The following is a 25,742-nucleotide window of genomic DNA, read 5'->3' as shown; positions in this document are numbered from 1 at the left end:
CTATGTTGGATATCATCTATACCCTTTGTTTTGCCATGTTAGCGTTAAGTTTAGTGCTGGCAACCGTCCGCTTATTAAAAGGCCCTTCGCTCCCAGACAGGGTGGTGGCATTAGAGCTGATGGCTTCATTAACAGTAGGCTTAGTGGTGTTGTACAGTATTCGTTATCAACAACCTTATTTTATTGATGTAGCCATCGTATTAGCCCTTACCTCTTTTATGGCGGCTGTGGGTTTTTCCCGTTATTTAGAGAAACGAGGACACCGTGACGATGACTGATTTTATTATCTCTATTTTAGTTCTCTCTGGTTCATTTTTGATGCTACTTGCTGCCATTGGAATTAACCGAATGCCAGATCTTTTAACTCGAATGCATGCCACCACAAAAGCGGGCGCGTTAGGGGTTGGGCTAATGGTTGTCGCTTTTGCCGTTGTCAATTGGGGAGATTTTGCTTTTGTCGCACGAGCGCTTGCCGTGGTGATATTTGTCATTTTAACGGCTCCGATTGCCGCTCACGTCTTAGCGCGAGCGAGCTATTTCGTCGGTGTTCCCCAATGGGATGGCGTGGTAAAAGATGTGATTAAAGAACGCTATAATTTGAAAACCCATGAGTTAGCGAGTCGTCATATGCCTTCAAAAGAAGATCCAGATAGAAAAAATGATTAGTTGATTCTGTTTTATAAAACAAGCCATCAGAACGGGTGGCTTTTTTGTCTATTCACCTAGCTTAAGTTTCATCTAACCAGAGTTGGGGAGAGTAAAAAATGAACAAAATTATCATTTTTGTTTATGGATCTTGAGATTAAATGGGCAAATCATTGATGAAAATCGTTGCGAATATCGCCAATTGTATGTTAACTTCCGCAACAATCTCGGACGATGATTCTGGGGGATACGCGTAGTGACCATTCAGGCTGATTGTGACACTACGTAGGGTAGGTATCAGTAAGTCCTTTTACTGATAGACGGGATACTCTTGCTGTTGGAACAGCATGTGAATGGGAAACCCAACATTGAACTCACTTAACTACATACAACACACATTAATCAGCTTTGTTCATCCTTTATGCCCAGTCCGTCAGGACAGCAGCATAACCGAACCTTGATTCTCTGTTTTAGTGACTTGCCATCATGATGATGGCCCGAATTCCGGCTTTGTCTACTGACATGATCGGAACTTTTGCTATTTGTCATTTCCCTTTTTAGCTTCGAGGTGGGAAATGCACAGAATATTAACCATTTCAAGGGGACAAAGATGAGTACAGCCTTTGAAGTCGATAACACTATCGCAACCTATTTTTCCAACCAAGTACCGCTTGTTGAAGGTACTTATGATCTGACATTAGATGATGTTTTGCTTGACCAAGTTGAACATGAATCTGAAGTTCGTTCTTATCCTCGACGTTTACCGATTGCCATCAAACAAGCATATGGGTGTCTAGTAGAAGATACACGTGGCCAGCTTTATTTAGACTGTTTAGCTGGGGCTGGAACACTGGCATTAGGGTACAACCACCCTGAAATTAACCAAGCTTTAAAAGATCAATTGGATTCAGGGCTTCCTTACCAAACGTTGGATATTGCAACGAAAGCAAAAACCCATTTCATCAAAACGGTTAAGCGATTTCTGCCTGAAGAGTTAGGCAGTCACTGCGTTGTTCAGTTTTGTGGGCCATCCGGTGCTGATGCCGTTGAAGCCGCTATTAAGCTAGCAAAACAAACGACGGGTCGTAATACTATGTTTGCGTTTCGTGGTGCTTACCATGGTATGACCAATGGCACCATGGGAATGATGGGTAACCTCAATACTAAAGCACGCCGTACAGGGTTAATGTCTGATGTACATTTTATGCCTTTTCCATACAGCCTTCGTTGCCCATTTGGTTTAGGTGGCGATGAGGGAGCGAAAGCGAGCATTCGTTATATTGAACGTCTATTGAATGATGATGAAGCCGGTATCATGAAGCCTGCTGCTATTATCGTTGAACCAGTGCAAGGCGAAGGAGGAGTCATTCCTGCTCCAGCTTTCTGGCTACGTGAACTGCGTCGAATCTGTGATGAATATGGCATCTTATTGATTTTTGATGAAATTCAATGTGGTGTAGGAAAAACAGGTTATAACTTTGCGTTTGAAGAAGCCGGAATTGTTCCAGATATTTTGTGTTTGTCGAAAGCGATCGGCGGCGGTTTACCCATGTCTTTGCTTGTTATTAAGAAACAGCATGACACTTGGCGCCCAGGGGAGCACACCGGAACCTTCCGAGGTAACCAATTAGCGATGGTCTCTGGGGCAAAAGCGCTGGAAATCATTGAGCGGGATAGCTTGGTTGAACATGCCAATATTGCGGGCCAATACTTACGTATGGGGCTGGAAAAAATTCAAAGCCGCGTAAACTGCGTTGCAGAAGTACGGGGCAAAGGTTTGATGCTGGGGTTAGAAATTCAAGACCCAAGCGGTGAGCTAAATAAATTTGGTGAGCCCAAAGCGGCACCCGAGTTGACTTTAGCGATTCAGCGAGCAGCGTTGGAACGGGGTTTGATGGTCGAAAAAGGAGGACGTGAAGGCTCTGTTATTCGTTTTCTTCCCCCTATGATTATTTCCTTTGAACAGATCGATTTTGCTCTGCGCACGTTGGAAGCTGCGATTCTTGCTGCGGGTGGCGGTAAGAAAGATCCAGAACAGGCCAATCCAGAGTGGAAAAAACATTTCATCCAGACTGGCCCGATGGGCAGTCAAGAGTTTTCTCAAGTGATGAACCACACCACGGCAGCCATGAAAGCGGTGTTTGAAAGTGTGAAGGCACCGTATTCAGGCATTGATCCTAAAACGTTGGAAGAGGCGATTTACTCGGTTGATCTGGATAACAAGAATGCTTCTCTGAAAGAGGTGATCTCTGACACCGCGGAACGGGTTGCAAAGCACTCGATCATCGTTCAGCATCCAGATTGCATCGCGCATTTACATACCCCACCCTTGATGCCTTCTGTGGTGGCAGAAGCCATGATTGCATCTTTGAACCAATCGATGGATTCATGGGATCAAGCTTCTGCGGCAACGTTCGTTGAGCAGAAAGTTGTTGATTGGATGTGTGAGAAGTTTGAACTAGGAGTACAAGCAGACGGTATTTTCACCAGTGGGGGAACGCAAAGCAACCAAATGGGGTTAATGCTGGCGCGTGACTGGATTGCAAATACGTTGAGTGGTCACTCGATTCAAAAATTGGGTTTACCAGACTATGCCGATAAATTGCGGATTGTGTGCTCGAAAAAATCACATTTTACCGTGCAAAAGTCTGCATCGTGGATGGGGCTGGGTGAGAAGGCCATCTTAGCGGTAGATGCTCTGCCTAACGGCACGATGGATGTGACTCAACTAAATGCAGTGGTCGAACAAGCGAAAGCGGAAGGGCTAATCCCATTTGCTATCGTAGGGACGGCAGGGACCACGGACCACGGTGCAATCGATGACCTGATGACCATCGCAGATGTCGCAGACAAACATGAAATGTGGATGCATGTGGATAGTGCCTATGGTGGTGCGCTGATTTTGAGCAGCCATAAAGAGTGCCTAAATGGCATTGAGCGAGCGCATTCTATCAGCGTAGATTTCCATAAGCTGTTTTTCCAAACGATCAGTTGTGGTGCATTATTGCTAAAAGAGAAAAGCCACTTTAAGTTCTTGCTGCATCATGCTGACTACTTGAACCGTGAGCACGATACGTTACCTAATTTGGTCGATAAGTCGATCTCGACCACAAAACGATTTGATGCTCTGAAAGTGTTTATGACCATGCAAAATGTGGGTCCTAAACAAATGGGCGCAATGTATGACCACCTACTTGAGCAAACTCAACAAGTGGCTAATTTGGTTCGTCAGCATAAAGCTTTTGAGCTTTTGGCTGAACCATCTTTGTCTACCGTGTTATTCCGCGCGGTAAACAGTCAAGCGTCTGATTGTGATGAACTGAATAAGCAAGTTCGTCTACAGGCCTTGATACGTGGTATCGCTGTTCTTGGCGAAACCATTGTGGATGGCAAAACTGCCTTGAAATTCACAATCTTGAACCCATGCTTAAAGATTTCGGACTTCGAATCTTTACTGGCTAAAATTGAAACTCTAGCGGCTGAGCTAGCGAAATAAAGGTAAACGGAGACTATGTCAATTCTACAGATTGGGGCGGGCGGTGTTGGTTGGGTCGTTGCACATAAAGCAGCGCAGAACAACGACGTGCTGGGTGATATTACCATTGCTTCTCGTTCTATTGAGAAGTGTGAGAAAATCATTGAATCGATTAAAGGTAAACACAATTTAAAAGATTCAACTAAGAAACTAGAAGCTCGTTCAGTGGATGCTGACGATGTTGACGCATTGGTCGCGTTAATTGAAGCGGTTCAGCCTGATCTGGTGATCAATGCTGGCCCTCCTTGGGTTAACGTACCGATTATGGAGGCTTGTTACCGAGCAAAAGTATCCTACTTAGATACATCGGTTGCCGTTGATTTATGCTCTGAAGGGCAGCAAGTTCCGGAAGCGTACGATCCCCAATGGGCTTTCCGTGAGAAATTTAAAGAAGCGGGGATCACCGCAATTCTTGGCGCAGGGTTTGATCCTGGCGTCGTGAGTGTGTTTGCCGCTTATGCCGCTAAGCATCTCTTTGATGAGATAGATACCATCGATGTGATGGATATTAATGCGGGTGATCACGGTAAGAAGTTCGCTACGAACTTTGATCCAGAAACGAATATGTTGGAAATTCAGGGGGACTCTTTCTTTTGGGAAGAGGGAGAGTGGAAACAGGTACCTTGTCATACTCGTATGATGGAATTTGATTTCCCTAAATGTGGCCCATTCAAAGTATACTCTATGGCACATGATGAAGTTCGTTCATTAAAAGAGTTCATTCCAGCTAAACGCATTGAATTCTGGATGGGCTTTGGTGACCGTTACCTGAATTACTTTAACTGCATGCGTGATATCGGTCTGTTAAGCCCCGAACCTCTGACATTGCAAGATGGAACAGTTGTTCAACCCTTGCATGTATTGAAAGCACTGCTGCCAGATCCAACCTCATTAGCCCCCGGTTATACCGGTTTAACCTGTATCGGTACTTGGGTTCAAGGTCTGAAAGATGGCAAACCACGTAGTGTCTTTATCTACAATAATGCCGATCACGAAGTGGCTTATCACGATGTAGAGCACCAAGCTATTGCTTACACTACCGGGGTGCCAGCGATTACTGCAGCCCTTCAGTTTTTCCGTGGTGAGTGGGCAGAGGCAGGGGTCTTTAATGTTGAGCAGTTGAACCCAGATCCATTTCTGGAAACCATGCCGACTATTGGGCTCGATTGGGATGTATTGGAACTCGAACCAGGTCAACCTGTGATTAATATTCTTAAGTAAATTTACTTTTGAGTCGTACTAAAAACAGCCGTCATGGAAAGTGATGGCTGTTTTTTCCATTTAAAGATTCATAAGGTGTGGTTCTATACGACACCTGGAGCAGATGAAATGCAGAAGAGCGAATTAAAAACCCCTTACTTTATGATCGATGAAAGTAAATTGATCGCTAACTTACAAATTGCCAAACAACTTAAAGAGATTTCAGGGGTGAAGTTGGTGTTGGCGCTGAAGTGCTTTTCAACATGGGGGGTCTTTGACTTGATAAAACCCTATTTGGATGGAACTACAAGCTCAGGCCCTTTTGAAGTCAAACTGGGGTATGAAACTTTTGGTGGTGAAACCCATGCATATAGTGTGGGATACAGTGAAGAAGACGTAAGAGACGTTGCGGATATCTGCGATAAAATGATCTTTAACTCTCAGTCTCAGCTTTCCGCTTATCGCCATTTGGTGGAGGGGAAGGCTTCTTTAGGCTTACGCCTTAACCCCGGTGTAAGCTATGCAGGACAAGATCTGGCCGACCCTGCGCGTCAGTTTTCTCGCCTAGGTGTACAAGCCGATCACCTTGATCCAGCCGTATTTGAGACCCTCAATGGCGTGATGTTCCACATGAATTGTGAGAACAAAGATGTGGATGCGTTTATCCGTTTGCTGGATTCCATTTCAGAACGTTTTGGCGAGTACTTAAACAAGCTAGATTGGGTAAGCCTTGGTGGTGGTGTGTTCTTTACTTGGCCGGGTTACGATGTTGAAAAACTGGGTTTAGCATTAAAAGGATTTGCGGAAAAGCATGGCGTTCAGCTTTATCTGGAACCCGGTGAAGCCGTGATCACGAAAACGACCGATCTTGTGGTGACTGTTGTGGATATCGTTGAGAATGGCATGAAAACCGCTATTGTTGATTCAGCAACCGAAGCGCACCGTTTGGATACGTTGATCTACAAAGAACCTGCATCGGTACTGGAAGCTTGTGAGAATGGTGAGTACGAATATGTCATTGGTTCATGTTCTTGTTTAGCGGGCGACCAATTCTGCGTAGCGACGTTTGATGAACCGCTTAAAATTGGTCAGAAATTGCATATCATGGACAGTGCAGGATATACAATGGTTAAACTCAATTGGTTTAATGGTTTGAAGATGCCATCAGTCTATTGTGAGCGCAGAGACGGAAAAATTGAGAAGCTGAACGAATTTGGTTATCAAGATTTTAAACGCTCATTATCGCAGTGGTCGGTGCATCGTTAATATGAAAAGAGGGAGGTAAACCTCCCTCTTTTCAATTTTCTCAATGATACTTACGACTCAATGACGACTCGAGTATCTTCACTAAGAGCTTCTAGCTCTTTAGCCACATCCTCAATATTAATCTCAGCGGGTAAACGAATCGCCATTGTTGCGGTAAAGAGGTTTGAACTTACGCCTCCCCCCGCTAGAAAGACTCGTTGACAATCCATATCTAGAATACCGATGCCTTGTCCATCTAACAAATGGGTGATTTCGTTGACGATACCAAAGCGGTCATTCGCATCTAAGCGAACTTGATAAATAGACTCTTCCTTATTGATATTCGCTTCGCAATCAACGATCTTGACGAGAAGATCCGGGTGTGATTGAAATGCTTCTTTAACAATAGAAGCTTTATCCAGTGGCATTTCAACTTTGATAACGGCAGCGACTTGGTTATCAATAAAATTGACTTTACTAATCAGCCACTTTCCATCGTTTTCATGGGTAATGGCGGCAAGCTGTTTAATGGTAGCAGCAGTCGCTGTGCCCACAAAGTTTACAATAAAGGTACAATTCATAACGGCCTCCAGAACATTACCTAATCGATTTCCTACTATGAGTGTAGGGGTTTATTTCTAATAAAGATTGATATGAGTCAATTTTTGCAATAGGCGTTATGATAAAGATGCGATAATTTTACCTTACGCACAAAAGAGATGACGCCTTTTGTCGATAAAAAGACTACAGGCTGACTTAAGCCCAAGTTAAATCGAATATATTCATCATACTAGAGTACTTAATCCTAAATATGGCTTAAGTCATAGCGATGTTTTTTGAGTAATCATCGCGGGTTCGACGAATATTTAGGTATACTGAATAGCGAAAAAGTAGAGAGAGTTAGGCTTCTTCACTCTCCACCAATAGGATAAGGCTCAATTATGCTCAAAATAGCAATGCTAAGTACAGGAGAAGAGGTATTACACGGTGATATCCTTGATACTAATGCGGCTTGGCTTTCCCGTCTATTTTTCGAAAATGGATTTAGTCTCTGTAAGCGGTCGACGGTTGGTGATAGTCAAACTGTATTGACAGAAGAGTTACTGATGCTCAGTTTCAATAATGATGTTGTGATTGTAAATGGCGGTTTAGGTCCAACGAGTGATGATCTTAGTGCTGCGGCTGCGGCACAAGCGGCAGAGCAATCTTTGGTTCTCTTTTCGGAATGGTTGACTAAGCTAGAAGCTTTTTTTGCTCGTCGGCAAAAAACGATGCCAGAAAGTAATCTGAAGCAGGCGATGTTGCCGGAAAAATCAACGATCTTAGATAACCCCATCGGTACCGCGTGTGGGTTTAAAATGCAGATCAACGATTGTTGGTTCTATTTTACTCCCGGTGTGCCAAAAGAGTTTAAGCGAATGGTCAGTGAGCAAATTCTTCCAGATTTAAAGCAGAACTTTCCTCAACAGATTGGGCTTGAATGCAGCAAATTGTATACATTGGGTAGCTCTGAATCGGGTTTATCGGATCGTCTGGCGAAACTTCAGTTGCCCGAAGGGTATTGGCTGGGTTATCGCTCTTATTTGCCTTTTATTGAGATTAAGTTATTTGGCCCCCGTCAAGATTTGTCCAAACGTGTTAAGCTCATGCAGATCCTCCACTCTCTGATTGAAACTTATGTCGTCAGTATCGATGAGCCTATGCTCGATCATCTCGGGCATTTAATGGCTGACAAAGGACTCTCTTTATCCATTGCTGAACAAGCAACCAAAGGTTGGTTGTCACAGTGGTTACTGAGCAATAGGCAGATAGAACAACTCAGTGGACACAGCTGGATACTCAGCCATCAAGTTGAGGCAGGGCTAGGGGAGAAAGACCCTCTTGCGGCTATTTTTGCCCTAGCGGGAGCCACGAAAGAGAAATGTTCAACGGATCTTGCTCTTGTCACTGGGCCTTTGCATCAGGATACCTTTTGTATTGCGCTATCTACGCCGCAAGGTGAATGGGGGCAACAATTGACCTTTACCCGATCGTATTCACTGTCTGAGCAAAAAGAGCTGATTAGCACCATTGCGGGTGATATGTTGCGTCGCTATCTTTCGGGTAAAAGCGTATTTACCCATTATGGTTCAGCGAGTGTTGTAAAAGATATGCATTTGCCTGCTTATGCATTGAAAGTTTCATCATAAAGACTCGGAGATTTAACCTCCTAACATAATGAAAGATAAGCTTATTACTGAGCTTTATTATATTGTGTTATCTCTATGCATAATCAGTCTAAATGGTAACTGCCTGATTCATTGAGAGTGTTGCTAAACCGTCAGAATTGATTCATACGACCGTGCTTATTTGTTTATAAACTTAACCTTGTTTATTCATCAACGTCGGTTTGAATCATTTCGGCAGGAGGCTATGATGGTCCATCAATCAAAAATTATTGTGTGGTATAAAATTGCCAGTCAGAAGGTGATATTAGGTGAAGCATTCGTCCACCATTCTCAAGACATGACTTCACTTTGGCGTCATGCTCCATCAGAAGAGCCCGTAAAGGTAGGTTATGGCTATCAGTTATCGTTGTTTGATGATGATGGGCGAGAAGTGGCGAATAAATCCGTATCAGTGAGCACGGCAGATAGTTTGCTGTTTGGTAAAAAACAAGCCAGAGTGTAGCTCTGGCTTGAGAGTAGGGCTTGAGAGTAGGGCTTGCGAGTAAAGCGATTAAGCACGTTTGGCTTTGGGAAAGTACTTCACGTCCGCCAATTCAAGCGCGCTTTTTGCTTTACAGATACAAGGTAAAATTTCATTACCAAGCGTATAAGCCATAGCAAAACCAACATATTCCACTTCACCAGAAATCAAAGTGCAACGACAAGCCCCACAGTGGCCGTCTCGACAATTGTATTCGGGTTGTAACCCTGCATGCTCCATACTTTCAAGTAAAGTGTTGGAGGCGTTGGATTCAATGGTCAATACTTTGTTGATCTTAAGGCTGGCCATTACAGTTCAAAGCCCTCAAAATCATCGGCTTTTACTTCATTATCAATTTGACCCACTAAATAGGAGCTAATCTCGGCTTCCTGTGGAGCCACTTGTACATTATCCGATGACAACCAAGCGTTGATCCAAGGAATCGGGTTCGTGGTTGCATTAGGATAGGCAGCCTCTAAGCCAACCGCCTGCATACGAATATTGGTAATGTATTCTACGTATTGGCAGAGAATATCGCGGTTTAGCCCGATCATTGAACCATCTTTAAAGAGATAAGCGGCCCATTCCTTTTCTTGTTCAGCGGCTTCTTTAAAGAGATCAAAGCATTGCTGTTTACACTCTTCTGCAATTTGTAAGAATGAAAAATCATCAATACCATTACGCAGTAAATTGATCATGTGCTGAGTCCCCGTGAGATGGAGAGCTTCGTCACGAGCGATCAGCTTGATAATTTTGGCATTCCCTTCCATCAACTCACGCTCAGCAAAAGCAAAGGAACACGCAAAGCTGACGTAGAAACGAATGGCTTCAAGCGCATTGACTGACATGAGGCATAGGTAAAGTTTTTTCTTTAACTCGATGAGATTCACATCGATAGTGTTGCCATTGATTTGATGAGTACCTTCTCCCAAACGGTGGTAATCGTTGGTGTATTGGATTAAGTCATCATAATAGTGGGCAATGTCTTTTGCGCGTTTAAGGATATGTTCATTTTCAACAATATCATCAAAGACGACAGCAGGATCATTGACGATATTTCGAATAATATGAGTGTAAGAACGAGAGTGGATCGTTTCAGAAAATGACCACGTCTCAATCCACGTTTCCAGTTCAGGCAGTGAAACTAAAGGCAACAGAGCAACGTTTGGGCTACGGCCTTGAATCGAATCCAAAAGTGTTTGGTATTTTAGGTTAGAAATGAAAATATGCTTTTCATGTTCAGGCAACTTACCATAATCAATTCGATCGCTAGAGACATCCACTTCCTCAGGACGCCAGAAGAAACTCAGTTGTTTTTCAATGAGTTTCTCGAAAATTTCATATTTTTGTTGATCGTAGCGAGCCACATTAACCGATTGGCCAAGAAACATAGGTTCTTTAAGTTGGTTATTTTTTTTCTGGGTAAAAGTACTGTAAGCCATAGTGTTTCATCCGTTTCGCCACTTGCTTAATCAAGCGGCATACAAATCATCAGTGAGTAACGTTTTATTCCCATAATAGGGCACATGATGCTCTATTATGGGTGAGTAAACGGCAAAGTTAGATCTTACATCCGCCGCCAGCACAATCGTCATCTTGTGGCTGAACAGCATCTTTTTGATCATCTTTCGCGCCATCACGAGTGTTGTGGTAGTAAAGCGTTTTTACCCCAAACTTGTACGCGGTGAGTAAGTCTTGTAGTAACTTCTTCATAGGGACTTTGCCAGAGTCATATTGGCTCGGGTCATAGTTGGTGTTAGCAGAAATGGCTTGGTCAACAAATTTTTGCATGATACCCACTAAGTGTAGATAGCCATCATTAGAGCCAATATTCCACAATAACTCATAATTCTCTTTGAGTTTGGTAAACTCAGGCACTACCTGTTTAAGAATGCCATCTTTAGAGGCTTTGACGGATACATAGCCACGAGGCGGCTCTATACCGTTGGTCGCATTCGAAATCTGAGAGGAGGTTTCTGAAGGCATAAGCGCTGTCAGTGTTGAGTTACGCAAACCAAATTCCATAATCTCACTACGCAGAGCATCCCAATCATAATGCAGAGCTTCACTACAAATAAGATCAATATCTTTCTTATAGGTATCGATAGGGAGTAAGCCTTTTGCGTAGTTAGTTTCATCAAATGCCGGACATCTTCCTTGCTCTTTAGCAAGGTTTACCGATGCTTTGAGGAGATAATACTGCATCGCTTCAAATGTCCGGTGAGTCAGGGCATTAGCACTACCATCTGAATATTTAACGCCATTTTTTGCTAAGTAATAAGCGTAATTAATGACCCCAATCCCTAGAGTTCGGCGGTTCATGGTTGACTTACGTGCGGCTGGAAGTGGGTAATCTTGATAATCAAGCAGTGCATCCAGTGCTCGTACCACTAACTCTGCCAGTTCTTGGAAATCATCCAACGCATTAATGGCACCTAAGTTAAATGCAGAAAGAGTACAGAGCGCGATTTCGCCACTATCGTCCTCTACATTCGTCAACGGTTTAGTTGGCAACGCAATTTCTAAGCATAGGTTTGATTGGCGTACTGGAGCAACGCTCGCATCAAATGGGCTGTGAGTATTACAATGATCAACATTTTGAATGTAAATACGCCCCGTAGACGCGCGTTCTTGCATTAAAAGAGAGAAGATCTCAATCGCTTTTACGCTGCGTTTTTTAATGGAAGGATCATTTTCATACTGGACATATAAACGCTCAAATTCATCTTGATCTTCAAAGAAAGCATCGTATAGGCCCGGAACGTCGGAAGGAGAGAACAGTGTAATATTGCCGCCTTCAACTAAACGTTTGTACATCAATTTATTCAGCTGAACACCGTAATCCATATGGCGAACACGGTTTTCTTCCACACCACGGTTATTTTTTAGTACCAACAGTGATTCTGCTTCACCATGCCAGAGTGGATAGAATACCGTGGCCGCACCACCACGTACGCCACCTTGTGAGCAGCATTTTACAGCCGTTTGGAAGTATTTATAAAAAGGGATACAGCCAGTGTGGAAGGCTTCTCCACCACGAATTTCAGAACCAAGGGCACGAATACGGCCAGCATTGATGCCAATGCCTGCACGCTGAGAAACATAGCGAACCACAGAGCTTGCGGTTGCATTGATAGAATCTAAGCTATCGCCACATTCAATCAATACACACGAACTGAACTGGCGCGTTGGAGTCCGAACTCCTGCCATGATTGGGGTTGGTAGTGAAATTTTAAACGTTGAGGTGGCATCGTAAAAACGCTGGACATAATCTAGGCGAGTGGCTCTTGGATATTTCGCAAACAAGCAAGCGGCGACTAAAATGTATAAAAACTGAGCGCTCTCATAGATTTGACCTGTCACCCGGTTTTGCACGAAGTATTTTCCTTCGAGCTGTTTAACGGCAGCATACGAAAAATTCAAATCACGACGGTGGTCGATAAACTCGTCCATCAACGCAAATTCTTCTTGGCTATAATCTTCCAATAAGTGTTTGTCGTATTTGCCTTTTTCTACCATTACCGAGACATGTTCAAAGAGTGTTGGCGGCTCGTATTGACCATAGGCCTTTTTACGTAAGTGAAAAACAGCGAGGCGTGCGGCTAGGTATTGATAATCTGGGGTCTCTTCTGAAATAAGATCGGCTGCCGATTTAATGATCGTCTCATGAATATCTGAGGTCGTGATCCCATCATAAAATTGGATATGAGCACGCAGTTCAACTTGTGATACAGAGACGTTGTCTAGACCTTCAGCGGCCCATGCGATTACGCGGTGGATTTTATCGAGATCGATAGTTTCTTTGCGGCCATCACGTTTGGTGACAGTAAGTTGTTGGTTCATTCTGCTTTATTTCCCTAACAAAACTGATAAAAGCCGTGTTTTGGTGTGGTTTTTGTAAATTTAACGTTGGCTTTGTGGTTGGACTTGCCCTACCTATCGTGCGAGTAAACACTATATATAGGGGCGTATCAGCATTCGGATTACAAGATAGTGCTATCGGGGGGGGAATGCAAGTTACAGTTTCTGCATAGTTTGTGGATAAGTTGGGTAAGAAAAATTTCAGTTAGTAGCTGCTTACCGACAATCAAAGAGCAGAGTTAAAGGTAAAAAATAGAGGTTTGGATATTGGTTTTATACTCACCAGATCAAAAAAAAATAACTTGATCTTTTTGGATAAATTGACTTGCTGCAAGAGGCTTAGACTTTGACCATCTGAACCTCTTGTTTTGATTTTATCTTCACTCTTTTCTACGAGAACTTCATCGGGTTATTTTAGGTATTGAGTATGAACGATATAATTGACACCCACATGTTTACCCAATCGATATGTATCGGTCAGCGGATTATAGAGTAGGCCAGTTATCCCTTGCTCTTGTAATGGTGTTTGATCCACCATTTTAAGCAGTTCTGAGGGACGAATGAATTTCGCATGATCATGAGTGCCACGAGGGACAATTTTGAGTAACTGTTCAGCACCCACAATCGCAAATAAGTAAGACTGGAGGTTGCGGTTAAGCGTTGAAAAGAAGACGTGTCCATCGGGTTTGACGAGCTGAGCACAGGAACGCACAACCGAAAGAGGATCGGGCACATGTTCCAGCATTTCCATGCAGGTGACGACATCATAATGTTGGGGATATTGTTGGGCATGATCTTCAATCGTACTTTGGAGATAAGTGAGTGACGTTCCTGTTTCTAAAGCGTGTAAGCGCGCCACTTCAAGCGGTTCCTTACCCATATCTAATCCAGTGACTATCGCACCTTCTTTAGCCATACTTTCTGCTAAAATCCCACCGCCGCATCCCACATCAAGCACGGTTTTGCCAAACAGGCCATTGGCCTTTTCCAAAACATAATGAAGCCGTAATGGGTTGATTTGGTGTAAGGGTTTAAATTCGCCGTGCAAATCCCACCAACGTGAAGCCATCTCTTCAAATTTTTTGATTTCGTTTGGATCGACATTTTGTGCTTGAGTCATGCTTATCATTGCCTGTGTTATGCATCCAGAAATTAAGCTGGCATTATAACCAGGTTCGTGATTCATACCACCCGTTATCGATGATTCGTTAAATGTTGAACAAAAACCGACCAGTTATCAGTCGGATATGGGATGAGTGTGTGATTTCTCAGCATTTGGTACCCAACAAAGCTCACAACCTGATAAAAGGGCAGGGAAAGTGATGCCGAACCCGGTGAACTTGTGTTATATTTTCCAACCTTATAAGTATCAATATTATCCGGGTGACACATCGGTAATGTTTGGTTCTGTTTTTAGAACAGCATTCAATGTGATCTGGATATACCGATCAAACTGTAGAGGGATAATGGCTCTATGAGCGATCTAGCTAAAGAGATCACGCCCGTAAACATCGAAGATGAGCTTCGAGGTTCATACTTAGACTACGCGATGTCAGTTATCGTGGGTCGTGCTCTTCCCGATGTGCGTGATGGCCTAAAGCCAGTTCACCGTCGCGTTTTATTTGCGATGAATGTACTGGGTAATGATTGGAATAAACCATATAAAAAATCTGCCCGTGTGGTAGGGGACGTAATCGGTAAATATCACCCACATGGTGATAGTGCGGTTTACGATACAATTGTTCGGATGGCACAGCCATTCTCACTCCGCTATATGTTAGTTGATGGCCAAGGTAACTTTGGTTCTATTGATGGTGACTCAGCGGCGGCGATGCGTTATACCGAAGTTCGTATGGCAAAAATGGCCCATGAGCTTCTTGCCGATTTAGATAAAGAAACCGTGGATTTTGTGCCTAACTATGATGGCACAGAGCAAATTCCTGCGGTTTTACCCACCAAAATTCCTAACTTATTAGTTAATGGTTCGTCAGGGATTGCGGTTGGTATGGCCACGAATATCCCTCCGCACAACCTGACGGAAGTTATCGATGGATGTTTGGCCTATATCAATAATGAAGACATCACGATTGATGAGCTTATGGAGTATATTCCAGGGCCTGATTTCCCAACGGCAGCACTAATCAGCGGTCGTAAAGGGATCATTGATGCTTACAAAACTGGGCGCGGTAAAGTTTACATGCGTTCAAAAGCGGAAATTGAAGCCGATAAACATGGTAAAGAAACCATTATTGTCACGGAAATTCCGTATCAAGTGAATAAAGCTCGTTTGATTGAAAAGATTGCCGATTTAGTCAAAGAGAAAAAAGTCGAAGGTATTAGTGCGCTGCGTGATGAGTCTGATAAAGACGGAATGCGCATTGTGATTGAATGTCGCCGCGATGCGGTGGGTGAAGTGGTACTGAATAACCTGTACGCCAACACTCAACTGCAAACCACCTTTGGTATTAACATGGTGGCACTGGATAATGGTCAGCCAAAACTTTTCAACCTAAAAGAGATGTTGAAATGTTTTGTTAACCACCGTCGTGAAGTGGTGACTCGCCGGACTATCTTTGAATTGCGTAAAGCACGTGAACGTGCACATATTCTTGAAGGTCTAGCACTAGCACTGGCTAATATCGATGACATCATTGATTTAATTCGTAAAGCGCCGACACCGGCTGAAGCAAAAGTCGGTTTGATTTCAAGAGGCTGGGAATTAGGTCATGTCGCTGCCATGTTAGAACGCGCAGGAACTGATGCCGCTCGTCCTGAATGGCTTGAGCCTCAATACGGTATCCGTGATGGTCAGTATTTCTTAACTGAGCAGCAAGCTCAGGCGATTCTAGATCTACGCCTACACCGTTTAACCGGATTAGAGCACGAGAAAATCCTCGATGAATATAAAGCGTTGTTGGATGAAATCGCAGAGTTGATTCGTATTCTTTCTGATACCGAACGCTTAATGGAAGTGATTCGTGAAGAATTGGAAATGGCAAAAGCGAACTTTGGTGATGCTCGCCGTACTGAAATCACTGCGGCAACGCATGATATTGATATGGAAGAACTGATCGCTCGTGAAGATGTGGTGGTGACGCTTTCTCACGAAGGTTATGTGAAGTATCAATTACTCAGTGATTACGAAGCGCAACGCCGAGGCGGTAAAGGTAAGAGTGCGACTCGGATGAAAGACGAAGACTACATTGAGCGTCTTTTGGTTGCGAATACGCATGATAATATCTTGTGCTTCTCGACTCGTGGTAAAACATATCGCCTGAAAGTGTATCAATTACCGCTAGCAAGTCGCACCGCACGTGGTAAACCTATTGTCAACCTATTGCCATTGGAAGCCGAAGAGCGCATTACAGCTATTCTTCCGGTTACCGAGTTTAGTGATGATAAATTTATCTTTATGGCTACGGGCGACGGTACGGTGAAGAAAACGTCCCTAGACCAGTTTGCTAATGTTCGGGCTAATGGTTTGATTGCCGTCAATCTGCGTGATGATGACTCATTAATTGGGGTTGATATCACCGATGGTAATAATGAAATCATGCTGTTCTCAAAATTTGGTAAAGTGGTCCGCTTTAAAGAAGCGGAAGAAATCGCGGTATTTGATGAGAATGGTCAACCTGTACTTGATGAAAACGGTCAGCCAGAAATTAAGTTCAAAGGTGTCCGTCCTATGGGACGCACTGCCTCGGGTGTCCGTGGTATGAAGTTGGCTGATGGCGATCAAGTGGTTTCATTGATCGTGCCGAAGACGGAAGGTGATGTCCTCACCGTGACCGAAAATGGTTACGGTAAGCGCACCAGCTTGTCTGAATATCCGACCAAAGGTCGTGGTACTCAAGGCGTTGTTTCTATCAAAGTGTCTGAGCGTAATGGTAGTGTTGTTGGTGCAGTTCAAGCTGAAGAAGGCGATGAATTTATGATGATCACCAACGCTGGTACTTTGGTTCGTACTCGAGTTGCTGAAGTTAGTCAAGTGGGTCGTAACACGCAAGGCGTTACTTTGATTCGCACTTCCGAAGATGAAAAAGTGGTTGGCTTACAGCGCATTGAAGAAGTGGATGAAGCCGATTTACCTCCAATAGAAGAGGCAGAAGACACTGTCGTTGATGCAAAAGATCCAGCTGCTAATGCTAGCGAGACAGATTCAGAAGAGTAAATAGTATTTACGCGATGAATCATAAAAAGCCGAGCGGATAATAAGCTCGGTTTTTTTTATTCTATAGATCGGCAACAAGCGAGGAGATCAAATGTCACATATTAGCGTTGAACTCAATTAAGCCAGTGATCATCTGAAGAAACCTTAAAGATAGGTGTTATTGTTAGTGAAAGGAAATGGGCGACTATCGATAATAGGTAAGATCATTATTTATATATTTTCTCTATATCTATCGCTAAAAATAATGAATATAGGCTGATCATTTTATGTTTGATCTAATAATGAAGTGAAATGATCGATTTCATTATTTATCGTTAATTATTACTTGCGCTTATGTTATTGTGATAACTATTCCAAAATAAAAATATAATTGTCAGTTACGAGAATAAAGTGATAGTATTTAATTCGTATGAATAATCACCAAGCTATTTCGATAGGGGTATCCAGTGGACTACGCAGCCATTACGCAATTAAAAAAAGATTTTTATGCGCAGATAAGTGCCTTTCAGTCATACCCCTTATCTCAAGAAAAAACAACCTTGTCGTTATTAACGGCAGAAGAGCTAAAACAACTAGAGCAAATCTGGGTTGAATTGACGGTATGGAAGAAATCACAGAGCCATTAAGCGTAGTGTGAAACTACGTACAAGGCTTACTAGTAAAGAGACCCAGCTTATGTGTAAGTAAGACTGGGTTTTTTGTTGCCGTTTTTTGAAATTGTTATAATATAACAAATATTGAAATTGTGAACTTTTCGTTGAAAATGGGGCAAGCTGTCCCCATAGTAAAGTCACAATAGCGTAAAAAGATGCATACCATTCCAGCATGCAACCAGAAAAATTCAAGTGAGTGCAGATATGGCGGAAGTAAGAGCCAGAGTTGATTTAAAAGTGGGTTTGAAAAGTAACATTGATGCGGAAATACTTTCATTCCAAGGGCTAAAAACAGAGAAAGAGCATGTAGCGGTTATCTTCCAGTCCGCAGATAAAACTCAGTCGGTTCCCTTAGTGAGAATGCACTCTGAGTGCCTAACCGGTGATGTCTTTCATTCTTCTCGATGTGACTGTGGTGAGCAGTTAGAAGAAACCATTAATAAAATGGGAGAGCATGGCGGCATTATTCTCTATTTGCGTCAGGAAGGGCGTGGGATTGGATTGTATAACAAAATTGATGCGTACCGGTTGCAAAGCCAAGGAATGGACACATACCAAGCCAATAACCACCTTGGTTTTAGTGATGATCTCCGTGATTTTACTGAAGCTGCCCAAATGCTCAAAGCCTTGGGAGTGACAAAAATCCGTTTGGTGACGAATAACCCTAAAAAGATTCGAGAGTTAAAAGAACAGGGTATCGAGATTGTTGAAGTTGTGAATACTGCGGCACATATTAAGCACGGTAATGAAAAATACCTGCAAGCGAAAGTTGCTCATGGTAAGCATAGTTTGAAACTGTAAAGGCAATGGAAACCTCATTTCGATGAGGTTTTTTTATGTGTACCGAGACCTCTGAACAGTTTGGTTAAATGCCGTTCTTTTGCCATACTTAGCTCAACGCTAATTCTGTAAGGCCGAGCTGTGATGAAATATCGTTTCTTAGTTGCTGGTTTTTTTATTTTATTCAGCCTTCCCCTTGCTGCGACTCCGTATTTTACAAAACTGGAGTGGCTAACCCGTGATGAAGCGTACTCATTCTCGTTTTATTATCCCGAACAATTAGAGCAGATCTACCACCGTAATAATGATCAACTGATATGGACGGATATGCTTAGCCGTATGCAGTTTGAAGAGCAGTTGGATCTGATTCACTGGGCCAAAATCAGCCCACTCTTTACTCAACGGCTAAAGCAGCTGAGTGAGACGCGGCAACAGGAAGCTTGGTTTGAGTATGATTTACTCGCAACCGATACCTTGCTGATGTATTTAAGTTATGCAGAGCTGGCGACTAAAGAGGGGATGGGGTGGTTTTTCAATGGTCACAAATTAGAGCATATTTTACCACTTCCGAGTGAAAGTGCACTTTTTGCCCTGCATGTGGCCATTGGATCGAAGACTCTTGACCACTTAATTTATCGCTATACTCCACAAGATCCCGCTTATCAGCAGTTAATTTATGCTTATCGCTTTTTACGTCCATTGAGTCAAACGCCATTCATTCTTTATCAACAACGTGGCCTAAAAAAAGTGGGGGATAAGTTGGAGGATAGGCAAACACTGATTCAACGTTTGGCTTTAGTGAATATCGATATCACCACAATACGTAATGATGTCTCTTGGTATGATAATTCTTTGGTTGAACCGGTAAAACAGTTTCAGACATTGCATGGCCTAGCTCCAGATGGGATTATTGGACCCAATACGCTCAAATGGTTGAATTTATCAGTGAATGCACGGTTAGGGCTGATTGCCTTAAATGCTGAACGTATGCGTTTATGGCCGACTTCAAGCACCGCGATAGTGGTTAACGTACCCAACTTTGAGCTTAAATACTGGCATGCAGGGGAGGCGGTATTTCAATCAAAAGTTGTCGTTGGGCGTGTTACTCGCCCAACACCAGTCATGACAACTCGGTTAGATTCGTTAATTGTTAATCCAACTTGGAATGTACCTTATAAAATTATGGTCGAAGATATTTTGCCAATAGCAAAAAGGGACAGGCAATATTTAGCCCGACAGCATATTGAGATATTACCCAATTGGGGAGCGACACAAGCGATGGATCCGGCTTTAATTGATTGGGAGAATGTGCAACCTGAATCTTTCCCTTATCGCCTTCGTCAACAAGCTGGATACCGAAATGCATTAGGGTTATACAAATTTAATACTCCTAATCGTCGAGCAATTTTTTTACATGATACGCCAAGTAAACATTTGTTTAATTATCATTCCCGTGCATTTAGCTCTGGATGTATTCGTGTCGAAAATGCGGATCTATTTGCCAGTACTTTGCTGAAAAAGCAGGGGCTCGATAATGAAAAATATGCACCACAGAGCAGTGATGTTAATCATGCTATCGCGTTAAGGCAGCGTATTCCGGTACAGATTATCTATCAAACAACATGGTATGATCGTGGTCAGATACATTTTCGTGATGATATCTATCATCTTGATCGTGTTATTTCTCAATAAGGTTGACTAAAAAATGACAGAAAAATAATTTCTTTATTGTCAATAAGTAAGCCTGATTAAGACAGAAATCCTTCAAATTATCGTTATGTAATATTTGATGTTAGCCTTGGAGTTCGCTATTTTTCGCCTTCATTCCACCACAAATAAGTCGTGAAGGTATTGTTTTGCATTTATCTCGTCGTCATTTTCTTCAATTGACTGGTTTGGGCATAGCTTCGGCTGCTACCTTACCTTCACTTGTTCATGCCTCTTTGCCTCAAGAGCCTAGAGTATTAACCCTCAATAATTTGCATACCGGTGAAAGCTTAGAATCTTGCTATTTTAACGGCCATCGATATGTGCGATCTGAACTACAGCGGTTAAATCATCTTTGTCGAGATTTTCGTCGTAATGAAGTTCATCCAATGGATAAAGCGCTCTTCGATCAACTTTCTCGTATTCAGACCTTGCTTGGAACAGAAGCAAGAGTTGAGATTATTTCTGGTTATCGTTCACCCGCGACCAATGAGATGCTACGCAGCAATAATGGTGGTGGGGTAGCAACAAAAAGCTTACATATGCTTGGGCAAGCCATTGATTTTCGTTTAGAAGGCGTCAAACTCAGTACGGTACATGATGCTGCACTGAAATTAAAAGCAGGTGGCGTAGGTTACTATCCCAAGAGTAACTTCATCCATATTGATACGGGAGCGATTCGCCAGTGGCGAGGGGCCTGACTTGTCAAATGACAGTGAGAATGTCATAGTCCTTGCCATATTTTATCGTTACTGAACAGGTTTCCCCATGTCCCTTAAATATCAGATTGTTCCTGTAACCGCTTTTGCGCAGAATTGCTCCATTGTTTGGTGTGATGAAACCATGCAAGGTATTGTGATTGACCCTGGTGGTGATGTAAAACAGCTTAAAATGCTGATAGATGAGTTAGGCGTTCAGGTGGTTAACTTAGTGTTGACACATGGTCATCTGGATCACGTTGGAGGAACTCAACCCTTGGCTGAATTATTAGGAGGAATTGAGGTTGTCGGCCCGCACAAGGCAGATAATTTTTGGTTGCAAGGGTTAGCTGGGCAAAGCCAAATGTTTGGTTTTCCATTGACTGAAGCGTTTGAGCCCTCTCAATGGCTAGAAGAAGGAAACACCATTACCTTTGGACATCAGACATTAACGGTATTACATACTCCTGGGCATACGCCAGGCCATATTGTTTTGTTTAGTGAACAAGCTCGATTGGCCTTTGTTGGAGATGTACTCTTTAATGGCAGTGTGGGGCGTACTGATTTCCCCAAAGGGGATTTCAACACTTTAATTGACTCTATCAAAAATAAATTATGGCCTCTGGGCGATGATGTGACGTTTATTCCAGGGCATGGTCCTACCTCGACATTCGGCCGCGAGCGAGCGAACAACCCATTTGTGGCTGATGAAATGCCCTTATATTAAGCCCTTAACAAGGCTATCGCTCGGGTTCGGCGGCTGCGAGATACCGTCGAACCAACCCCACAAATTCATTAGCATTACGGTCTAGATCGGCTTCCGCAATATAGATATCAAAGCCGTAGTATTCCCTCTGGTAGCACATTCGATTGGCAAGCATCGCCATTAACCCGGTATAGAGGTGCCCCTTTTCATCCTTATAGGGGGTAGAATCTAGAACAATGTCTTCAAACATGATCGTTTTTTCTTGCTGCTTTGCTCCTAAGTAGAGGAGCGCTCTTTGGCTTAGTAGCATTTCCCTTGCTACTCGGGGGCAAATGGCTTCTAAAAAGGGCGAGTAACTTTTTAGTTGGATACCTATCCAAGGTAGAGGCTGGTGCCACCCTTCTTGCTGATAGCTGCAAACCCCGATATCTCTGATATTGTTCCACTTAACCACCCAGCCTCCATAATAAAAATGTTGTTGAAAGTGGGTGGCGGTTAAGGTAAACCCGACCCAACTTTTGCATAAAACTCCGTAGCCAACCCCTGCTATTAATAGTAAAAAAGAGCATAGTAGAGCGTTGAATGGCCAATCAGTGAAGAGAATAATGAGTGCAATAAGAATGATGAAAGGCAGCCCCAGCCTGCGTTTTATTTCAGTTACAGAATAAAAAGGATGATTGGATAGTTGTAGCGTTGGCATACAAACCTCACGGTGGCAGTTGGGAAAAGGGCGTTATTCCTTATGTTTTATTTCTTCTTGATATGATGAAATTTTAGTCGTTTGCTAGGGAAATGTCGGCTTTTCAATATGAAGTTGGCCTTATACCCTACAAATAGTCTGTAAATTTTGCTATAAAACGCGCTTCAAATTTTCACCACTGCACCCGATGCAGTGAAATGGAGAGAGATACCCGATGAGACTTGCTCATAAGCGCAAAGTACAGGCTAAGTTGCAAAAACGGATCAAAGCGATGGTTACTCATATTGCTAATGTACCAAAAATGGCAAAGCCTGTAGCGGCGAAACCTGCTGTTGAAAAGAAAGTATCAATTCAATCAAATGTCGCCAAGGTTTCTGCTCCAAATCGCGCAGAAATCGTATTAACGCCAAAGCAACAACAAGTATTCGACATTGTCGCTGCAAATGCAGACGGTATTAACCCTAAAGCAATCGGTTTAGCCGCAGGGCAAGAAGAAGCAAAAGCGGCTTCTTGGGCTGCCGGAGCGTTGAAAAAATTGTTGGAAGAAAATCTGGTGGCAAAAGAGCCATTAGCGGGTAATAAAGTTATTTACCGAGTTCTGTAATCTGTGCCCAATAAAGAATGAAGCCCTGAAATATTCAGGGCTTCATTCTTTATAAACCATGGGGGGGCGCAATGAACGTCGTATTACTCCGTTTTGGTAATACTACCTATTTCCAGCATAGGAGCCACATCCATATTTTCTGCATTCATCATAGCAGATAACCGCTGAACGGAGGAAAGTAGTAGGCTTTGTTCCCAATCCTCTAATTGTCTGAACTGATCGACAAAACTGTCTTGAAGTGGCTGGGGAGCTTTAGCCAGTAGCGCTCTTCCTTCTTCTGTTAAATGGGCATGGACTTTGCGTTTGTCGGTATGACTTCGCACTCGCTGTACATAGTGATTGCGTTCTAAGCGATCGAGTATGGTTGTCGCCGTCGCTTGGCTCATATTGGTATGCTTTGAAAGCTGGCGGATAGTGACTTCTCCCAATACTTCAATCGAGCGCATTAGAATCAATTGTGGCCCCGTTAATCCAGCATCTTTACTCAATTTTTTTGAGTGTAAATCAATCGCTCGAATAATTTGACGAATAGCCACTAACACTTCTTCATATTTTTCCACAATGCCTACCTACAACCTCTGGATAAATTAGCTCGGACCATACCTTAGTTGTGATGAATTTGAAAGTATTGACCTCCTTCTTTTTTGCTCTCCATGTATAGAAATGTTTTAAGAAATAAAGAGTGTATTAATGTTTTGTTGTCAAAGTAATTTTATATTTGAGTTGTTGGTTATTTATACAAAATCTCTTGTTTTTGGTCTGTTTTCTGTTTTTTATGGTTGTTTTTCTAGATTTTTGTCTCTTTTTGTGTACCATGCTTCACGGTTATTACACTTTATAGTTATGAGCACGAAATATATTTGACGGGATTGCCCCGGTTTTACTGGAGAATTTATTTCGTTGTCATGGTTATTGAGTTCTATTTAGAATCAATAAAAGAGAGGGAAAATGACACGAGGAGTTGATAAATACAGTATTGATAGTACCGATTATACTGTCGGGCAAGACAATGTGCAGAAGTGGGGGTTTGATGTCCACAATCCAGTGTTTGGTACAACGGCTGGCCTGCTTGTCCTTTTTTTAGTCGCAATACTGTTTAGTGATGCGGATAGCGCTAAAAATGTTCTTGATGGGATGAAATGGAAAATCATTGGCACGTTTGACTGGTTATTCATCTGGTCTGGTAATCTATTTGTCCTTTTTTGTTTAGGATTGATCATTTCTCCATTGGGTAAAATCCGTTTAGGTGGTGAAGAGGCGGTGGCCGATCATTCTTTCATTTCTTGGTTATCGATGCTTTTTGCTGCCGGGATGGGGATTGGTCTCATGTTTTGGAGTGTGGCAGAACCGGTCGCTTATTTTACTGGCTGGTATGAAACGCCACTTGGGGTTGAAGCTAATACACCAGAAGCGGCTAAGTTAGCTTTGGGTGCAACCATGTATCACTGGGGGCTTCATCCTTGGGCAATTTATGGTGTAGTTGGACTCTCTTTGGCTTTTTTCTGTTATAACAAAGGGTTGCCATTATCTGTACGGTCCATTTTTTACCCAATCCTTGGTGATAGAGCTTGGGGATGGCCTGGTCATATTGTTGATATTCTTGCTGTATTAGCGACCTTATTTGGCTTAGCGACGTCATTAGGATTAGGTGCTCAGCAGGCAGCCAGTGGTATTCACCATGTTTTTGGCCTTGATGCGGGGATAGGGTTGCAAATTGCGGTGATTGTTGGGGTTACGCTACTGGCAACAATATCGGTTGTTAGAGGGATTGATGGTGGCGTTAAAGTCATTTCCAACATCAACATGATTGTGGCTTTTTTATTACTGATTTTAGTCGCCATTATTGGTTATGCCGTCACTTTTTCTTCGATTCCAACAACATTGATGGCCTATATTGAAAACATCATTCCACTGAGTAACCCTCATGGTCGAGCCGATGAGGCGTGGTTTCAAGGTTGGACGGTATTCTATTGGGCTTGGTGGATTTCTTGGTCACCTTTTGTTGGGATGTTCATTGCTCGTGTTTCTAAAGGGCGAACAGTACGTGAATTTATTACTGCGGTATTACTGGTGCCAACGGCGGTAACGGTGATTTGGATGTCGGTATTTGGTGGTTTGGCGATTGAACAAGTCATTGATGGGGTGGGCGAGTTAGGACATAAAGGTTTAACGGATGTCTCTCTGGCTATGTTCCAAATGTTTGATGGGCTACCAATGGGGACATTACTCTCCATGATTGCGGTTGTGCTGGTTCTCGTCTTTTTTATCACGTCCTCAGATTCAGGCTCGCTTGTGATTGATAGTATTACTGCGGGGGGGAAAATGGATGCTCCGGTTTTACAGCGTATATTCTGGGCTATTATGGAAGGGGCAATTGCAATCGCTTTACTATGGATTGGTGGAACGGAAGCGGTACAGGCACTGCAGGCAGGCGCCATTTCTACTGCATTACCATTTACCCTGATTCTTTTATTGATGTGTGTTAGCCTGATCATGGGAATGCGCACTGAACAGAAAAAATAGCTTTAGTCGACGAAATGGAAAAAGCG

General features: G+C 42.9%; 22 protein-coding genes. 15 read left to right on the top strand and 7 right to left on the bottom strand.

Going from position 1 to position 25,742, the window contains the following annotated elements; genetic code table 11:
• The first annotated feature begins 2 nt into the window (after window positions 1–2).
• From B5D54_RS04060 to nspC, 5 genes are all read left to right on the top strand, one after another.
• Window positions 3–278: an MrpF/PhaF family protein gene (locus B5D54_RS04060; protein ID WP_078925200.1), complete on the top strand. Its 276-nt coding sequence runs from the start codon at window positions 3–5 to the stop codon at window positions 276–278.
• Window positions 271–666, top strand: coding sequence for a monovalent cation/H(+) antiporter subunit G (gene mnhG, locus B5D54_RS04055; protein ID WP_078925199.1), 396 nt, complete (start codon window positions 271–273; stop codon window positions 664–666). The genes B5D54_RS04060 and mnhG overlap by 8 nt, the downstream gene beginning before the upstream one ends.
• 589 nt (window positions 667–1,255) lie before the next feature.
• Window positions 1,256–4,141: a pyridoxal phosphate-dependent class III aminotransferase gene (locus B5D54_RS04045; RefSeq protein WP_078925198.1), complete on the top strand. Its 2,886-nt coding sequence runs from the start codon at window positions 1,256–1,258 to the stop codon at window positions 4,139–4,141.
• Window positions 4,142–4,156: 15 nt separating this feature from the next.
• Window positions 4,157–5,401 (top strand): carboxynorspermidine synthase, encoded by a 1,245-nt coding sequence (locus B5D54_RS04040; RefSeq protein ID WP_078925197.1) that lies wholly within the window; start codon window positions 4,157–4,159, stop codon window positions 5,399–5,401.
• Window positions 5,402–5,509: 108 nt separating this feature from the next.
• Complete coding sequence (gene nspC / locus B5D54_RS04035; protein WP_078925196.1) at window positions 5,510–6,646, top strand: carboxynorspermidine decarboxylase; 1,137 nt, start codon at window positions 5,510–5,512, stop codon at window positions 6,644–6,646.
• 50 nt (window positions 6,647–6,696) lie between these two features.
• Here nspC and B5D54_RS04030 read toward each other — a convergent pair whose 3' ends face one another.
• Window positions 6,697–7,206: a glycine cleavage system transcriptional repressor gene (locus B5D54_RS04030; protein ID WP_078925195.1), complete on the bottom strand. Its 510-nt coding sequence runs from the start codon at window positions 7,204–7,206 to the stop codon at window positions 6,697–6,699.
• 360 nt (window positions 7,207–7,566) lie between these two features.
• Here B5D54_RS04030 and B5D54_RS04025 point away from each other — a divergent pair, with 360 nt between their 5' ends.
• Together B5D54_RS04025 and B5D54_RS04020 are read left to right on the top strand one after the other, a co-directional pair.
• Complete coding sequence (locus tag B5D54_RS04025) at window positions 7,567–8,814, top strand: CinA family nicotinamide mononucleotide deamidase-related protein (protein ID WP_078925194.1); 1,248 nt, start codon at window positions 7,567–7,569, stop codon at window positions 8,812–8,814.
• A 226-nt stretch (window positions 8,815–9,040) separates the two neighbouring features.
• Window positions 9,041–9,295: a 30S ribosomal protein S6 modification protein gene (locus B5D54_RS04020; protein ID WP_078925193.1), complete on the top strand. Its 255-nt coding sequence runs from the start codon at window positions 9,041–9,043 to the stop codon at window positions 9,293–9,295.
• A 48-nt stretch (window positions 9,296–9,343) separates the two neighbouring features.
• Here the strand turns inward: B5D54_RS04020 and yfaE are convergent, their stop codons facing one another.
• The 4 genes from yfaE to ubiG form a co-directional block, all read right to left on the bottom strand.
• Window positions 9,344–9,622, bottom strand: a complete 279-nt coding sequence (gene yfaE, locus B5D54_RS04015) for a class I ribonucleotide reductase maintenance protein YfaE (protein WP_078925192.1) — start codon at window positions 9,620–9,622, stop codon at window positions 9,344–9,346.
• Window positions 9,622–10,755 carry a class Ia ribonucleoside-diphosphate reductase subunit beta gene (nrdB, locus tag B5D54_RS04010; RefSeq protein ID WP_078925191.1) on the bottom strand — a complete coding sequence of 378 codons (1,134 nt, stop codon included), beginning with the start codon at window positions 10,753–10,755 and terminating at the stop codon, window positions 9,622–9,624. Before nrdB ends, yfaE begins: the two co-directional genes overlap by 1 nt.
• 118 nt (window positions 10,756–10,873) lie before the next feature.
• Window positions 10,874–13,156, bottom strand: a complete 2,283-nt coding sequence (gene nrdA, locus B5D54_RS04005; RefSeq protein ID WP_078925190.1) for a class 1a ribonucleoside-diphosphate reductase subunit alpha — start codon at window positions 13,154–13,156, stop codon at window positions 10,874–10,876.
• A gap of 427 nt (window positions 13,157–13,583) precedes the next feature.
• Window positions 13,584–14,294: a bifunctional 2-polyprenyl-6-hydroxyphenol methylase/3-demethylubiquinol 3-O-methyltransferase UbiG gene (ubiG, locus tag B5D54_RS04000; RefSeq protein ID WP_078925189.1), complete on the bottom strand. Its 711-nt coding sequence runs from the start codon at window positions 14,292–14,294 to the stop codon at window positions 13,584–13,586.
• 354 nt (window positions 14,295–14,648) lie between these two features.
• Between ubiG and gyrA the strand changes: the two genes are divergently transcribed.
• The 6 genes from gyrA (at window position 14,649) to B5D54_RS03970 (ending at window position 21,910) form a co-directional block, all read left to right on the top strand.
• Window positions 14,649–17,345: a DNA topoisomerase (ATP-hydrolyzing) subunit A gene (gyrA, locus tag B5D54_RS03995; RefSeq protein WP_078925188.1), complete on the top strand. Its 2,697-nt coding sequence runs from the start codon at window positions 14,649–14,651 to the stop codon at window positions 17,343–17,345.
• Between the two features lie 446 nt (window positions 17,346–17,791).
• Window positions 17,792–17,971: a hypothetical protein gene (locus B5D54_RS03990; protein WP_078925187.1), complete on the top strand. Its 180-nt coding sequence runs from the start codon at window positions 17,792–17,794 to the stop codon at window positions 17,969–17,971.
• Between the two features lie 231 nt (window positions 17,972–18,202).
• Window positions 18,203–18,799, top strand: coding sequence for a GTP cyclohydrolase II (ribA, locus tag B5D54_RS03985; protein ID WP_078925186.1), 597 nt, complete (start codon window positions 18,203–18,205; stop codon window positions 18,797–18,799).
• Window positions 18,800–18,922: 123 nt separating this feature from the next.
• On the top strand, window positions 18,923–20,470 hold the full coding sequence (locus B5D54_RS03980) for a L,D-transpeptidase family protein (RefSeq protein WP_078925185.1): 1,548 nt from the start codon (window positions 18,923–18,925) through the stop codon (window positions 20,468–20,470).
• A gap of 164 nt (window positions 20,471–20,634) precedes the next feature.
• Window positions 20,635–21,186 (top strand): peptidoglycan L,D-endopeptidase MepK, encoded by a 552-nt coding sequence (gene mepK, locus B5D54_RS03975; RefSeq protein ID WP_078925184.1) that lies wholly within the window; start codon window positions 20,635–20,637, stop codon window positions 21,184–21,186.
• 67 nt (window positions 21,187–21,253) lie between these two features.
• A complete protein-coding gene (locus tag B5D54_RS03970; protein ID WP_078925183.1) occupies window positions 21,254–21,910 on the top strand; it encodes an MBL fold metallo-hydrolase in 657 nt (218 codons plus the stop codon).
• Between the two features lie 13 nt (window positions 21,911–21,923).
• Here B5D54_RS03970 and B5D54_RS03965 read toward each other — a convergent pair whose 3' ends face one another.
• Complete coding sequence (locus B5D54_RS03965; protein WP_078925182.1) at window positions 21,924–22,589, bottom strand: DUF2982 domain-containing protein; 666 nt, start codon at window positions 22,587–22,589, stop codon at window positions 21,924–21,926.
• A gap of 214 nt (window positions 22,590–22,803) precedes the next feature.
• On the opposite strand from B5D54_RS03965, the gene B5D54_RS03960 reads away from it, so the two are divergent.
• Window positions 22,804–23,193 (top strand): MarR family transcriptional regulator, encoded by a 390-nt coding sequence (locus B5D54_RS03960; protein WP_078925181.1) that lies wholly within the window; start codon window positions 22,804–22,806, stop codon window positions 23,191–23,193.
• Window positions 23,194–23,276: 83 nt separating this feature from the next.
• Here the strand turns inward: B5D54_RS03960 and B5D54_RS03955 are convergent, their stop codons facing one another.
• Window positions 23,277–23,753: a MarR family winged helix-turn-helix transcriptional regulator gene (locus B5D54_RS03955; protein ID WP_078925180.1), complete on the bottom strand. Its 477-nt coding sequence runs from the start codon at window positions 23,751–23,753 to the stop codon at window positions 23,277–23,279.
• 388 nt (window positions 23,754–24,141) lie between these two features.
• On the opposite strand from B5D54_RS03955, the gene B5D54_RS03950 reads away from it, so the two are divergent.
• The gene (locus tag B5D54_RS03950) at window positions 24,142–25,716 is read left to right on the top strand and encodes a BCCT family transporter (RefSeq protein WP_078925179.1); all 1,575 of its coding nucleotides are present in this window, start codon (window positions 24,142–24,144) and stop codon (window positions 25,714–25,716) included.
• Window positions 25,717–25,742: the final 26 nt, after the last annotated feature.

Origin of the sequence: Vibrio cincinnatiensis DSM 19608, from assembly GCF_900167345.1 — a bacterium.
GTDB lineage: Bacteria > Pseudomonadota > Gammaproteobacteria > Enterobacterales > Vibrionaceae > Vibrio > Vibrio cincinnatiensis.
This window is presented reverse-complemented; position numbering and strand designations above follow the sequence as displayed.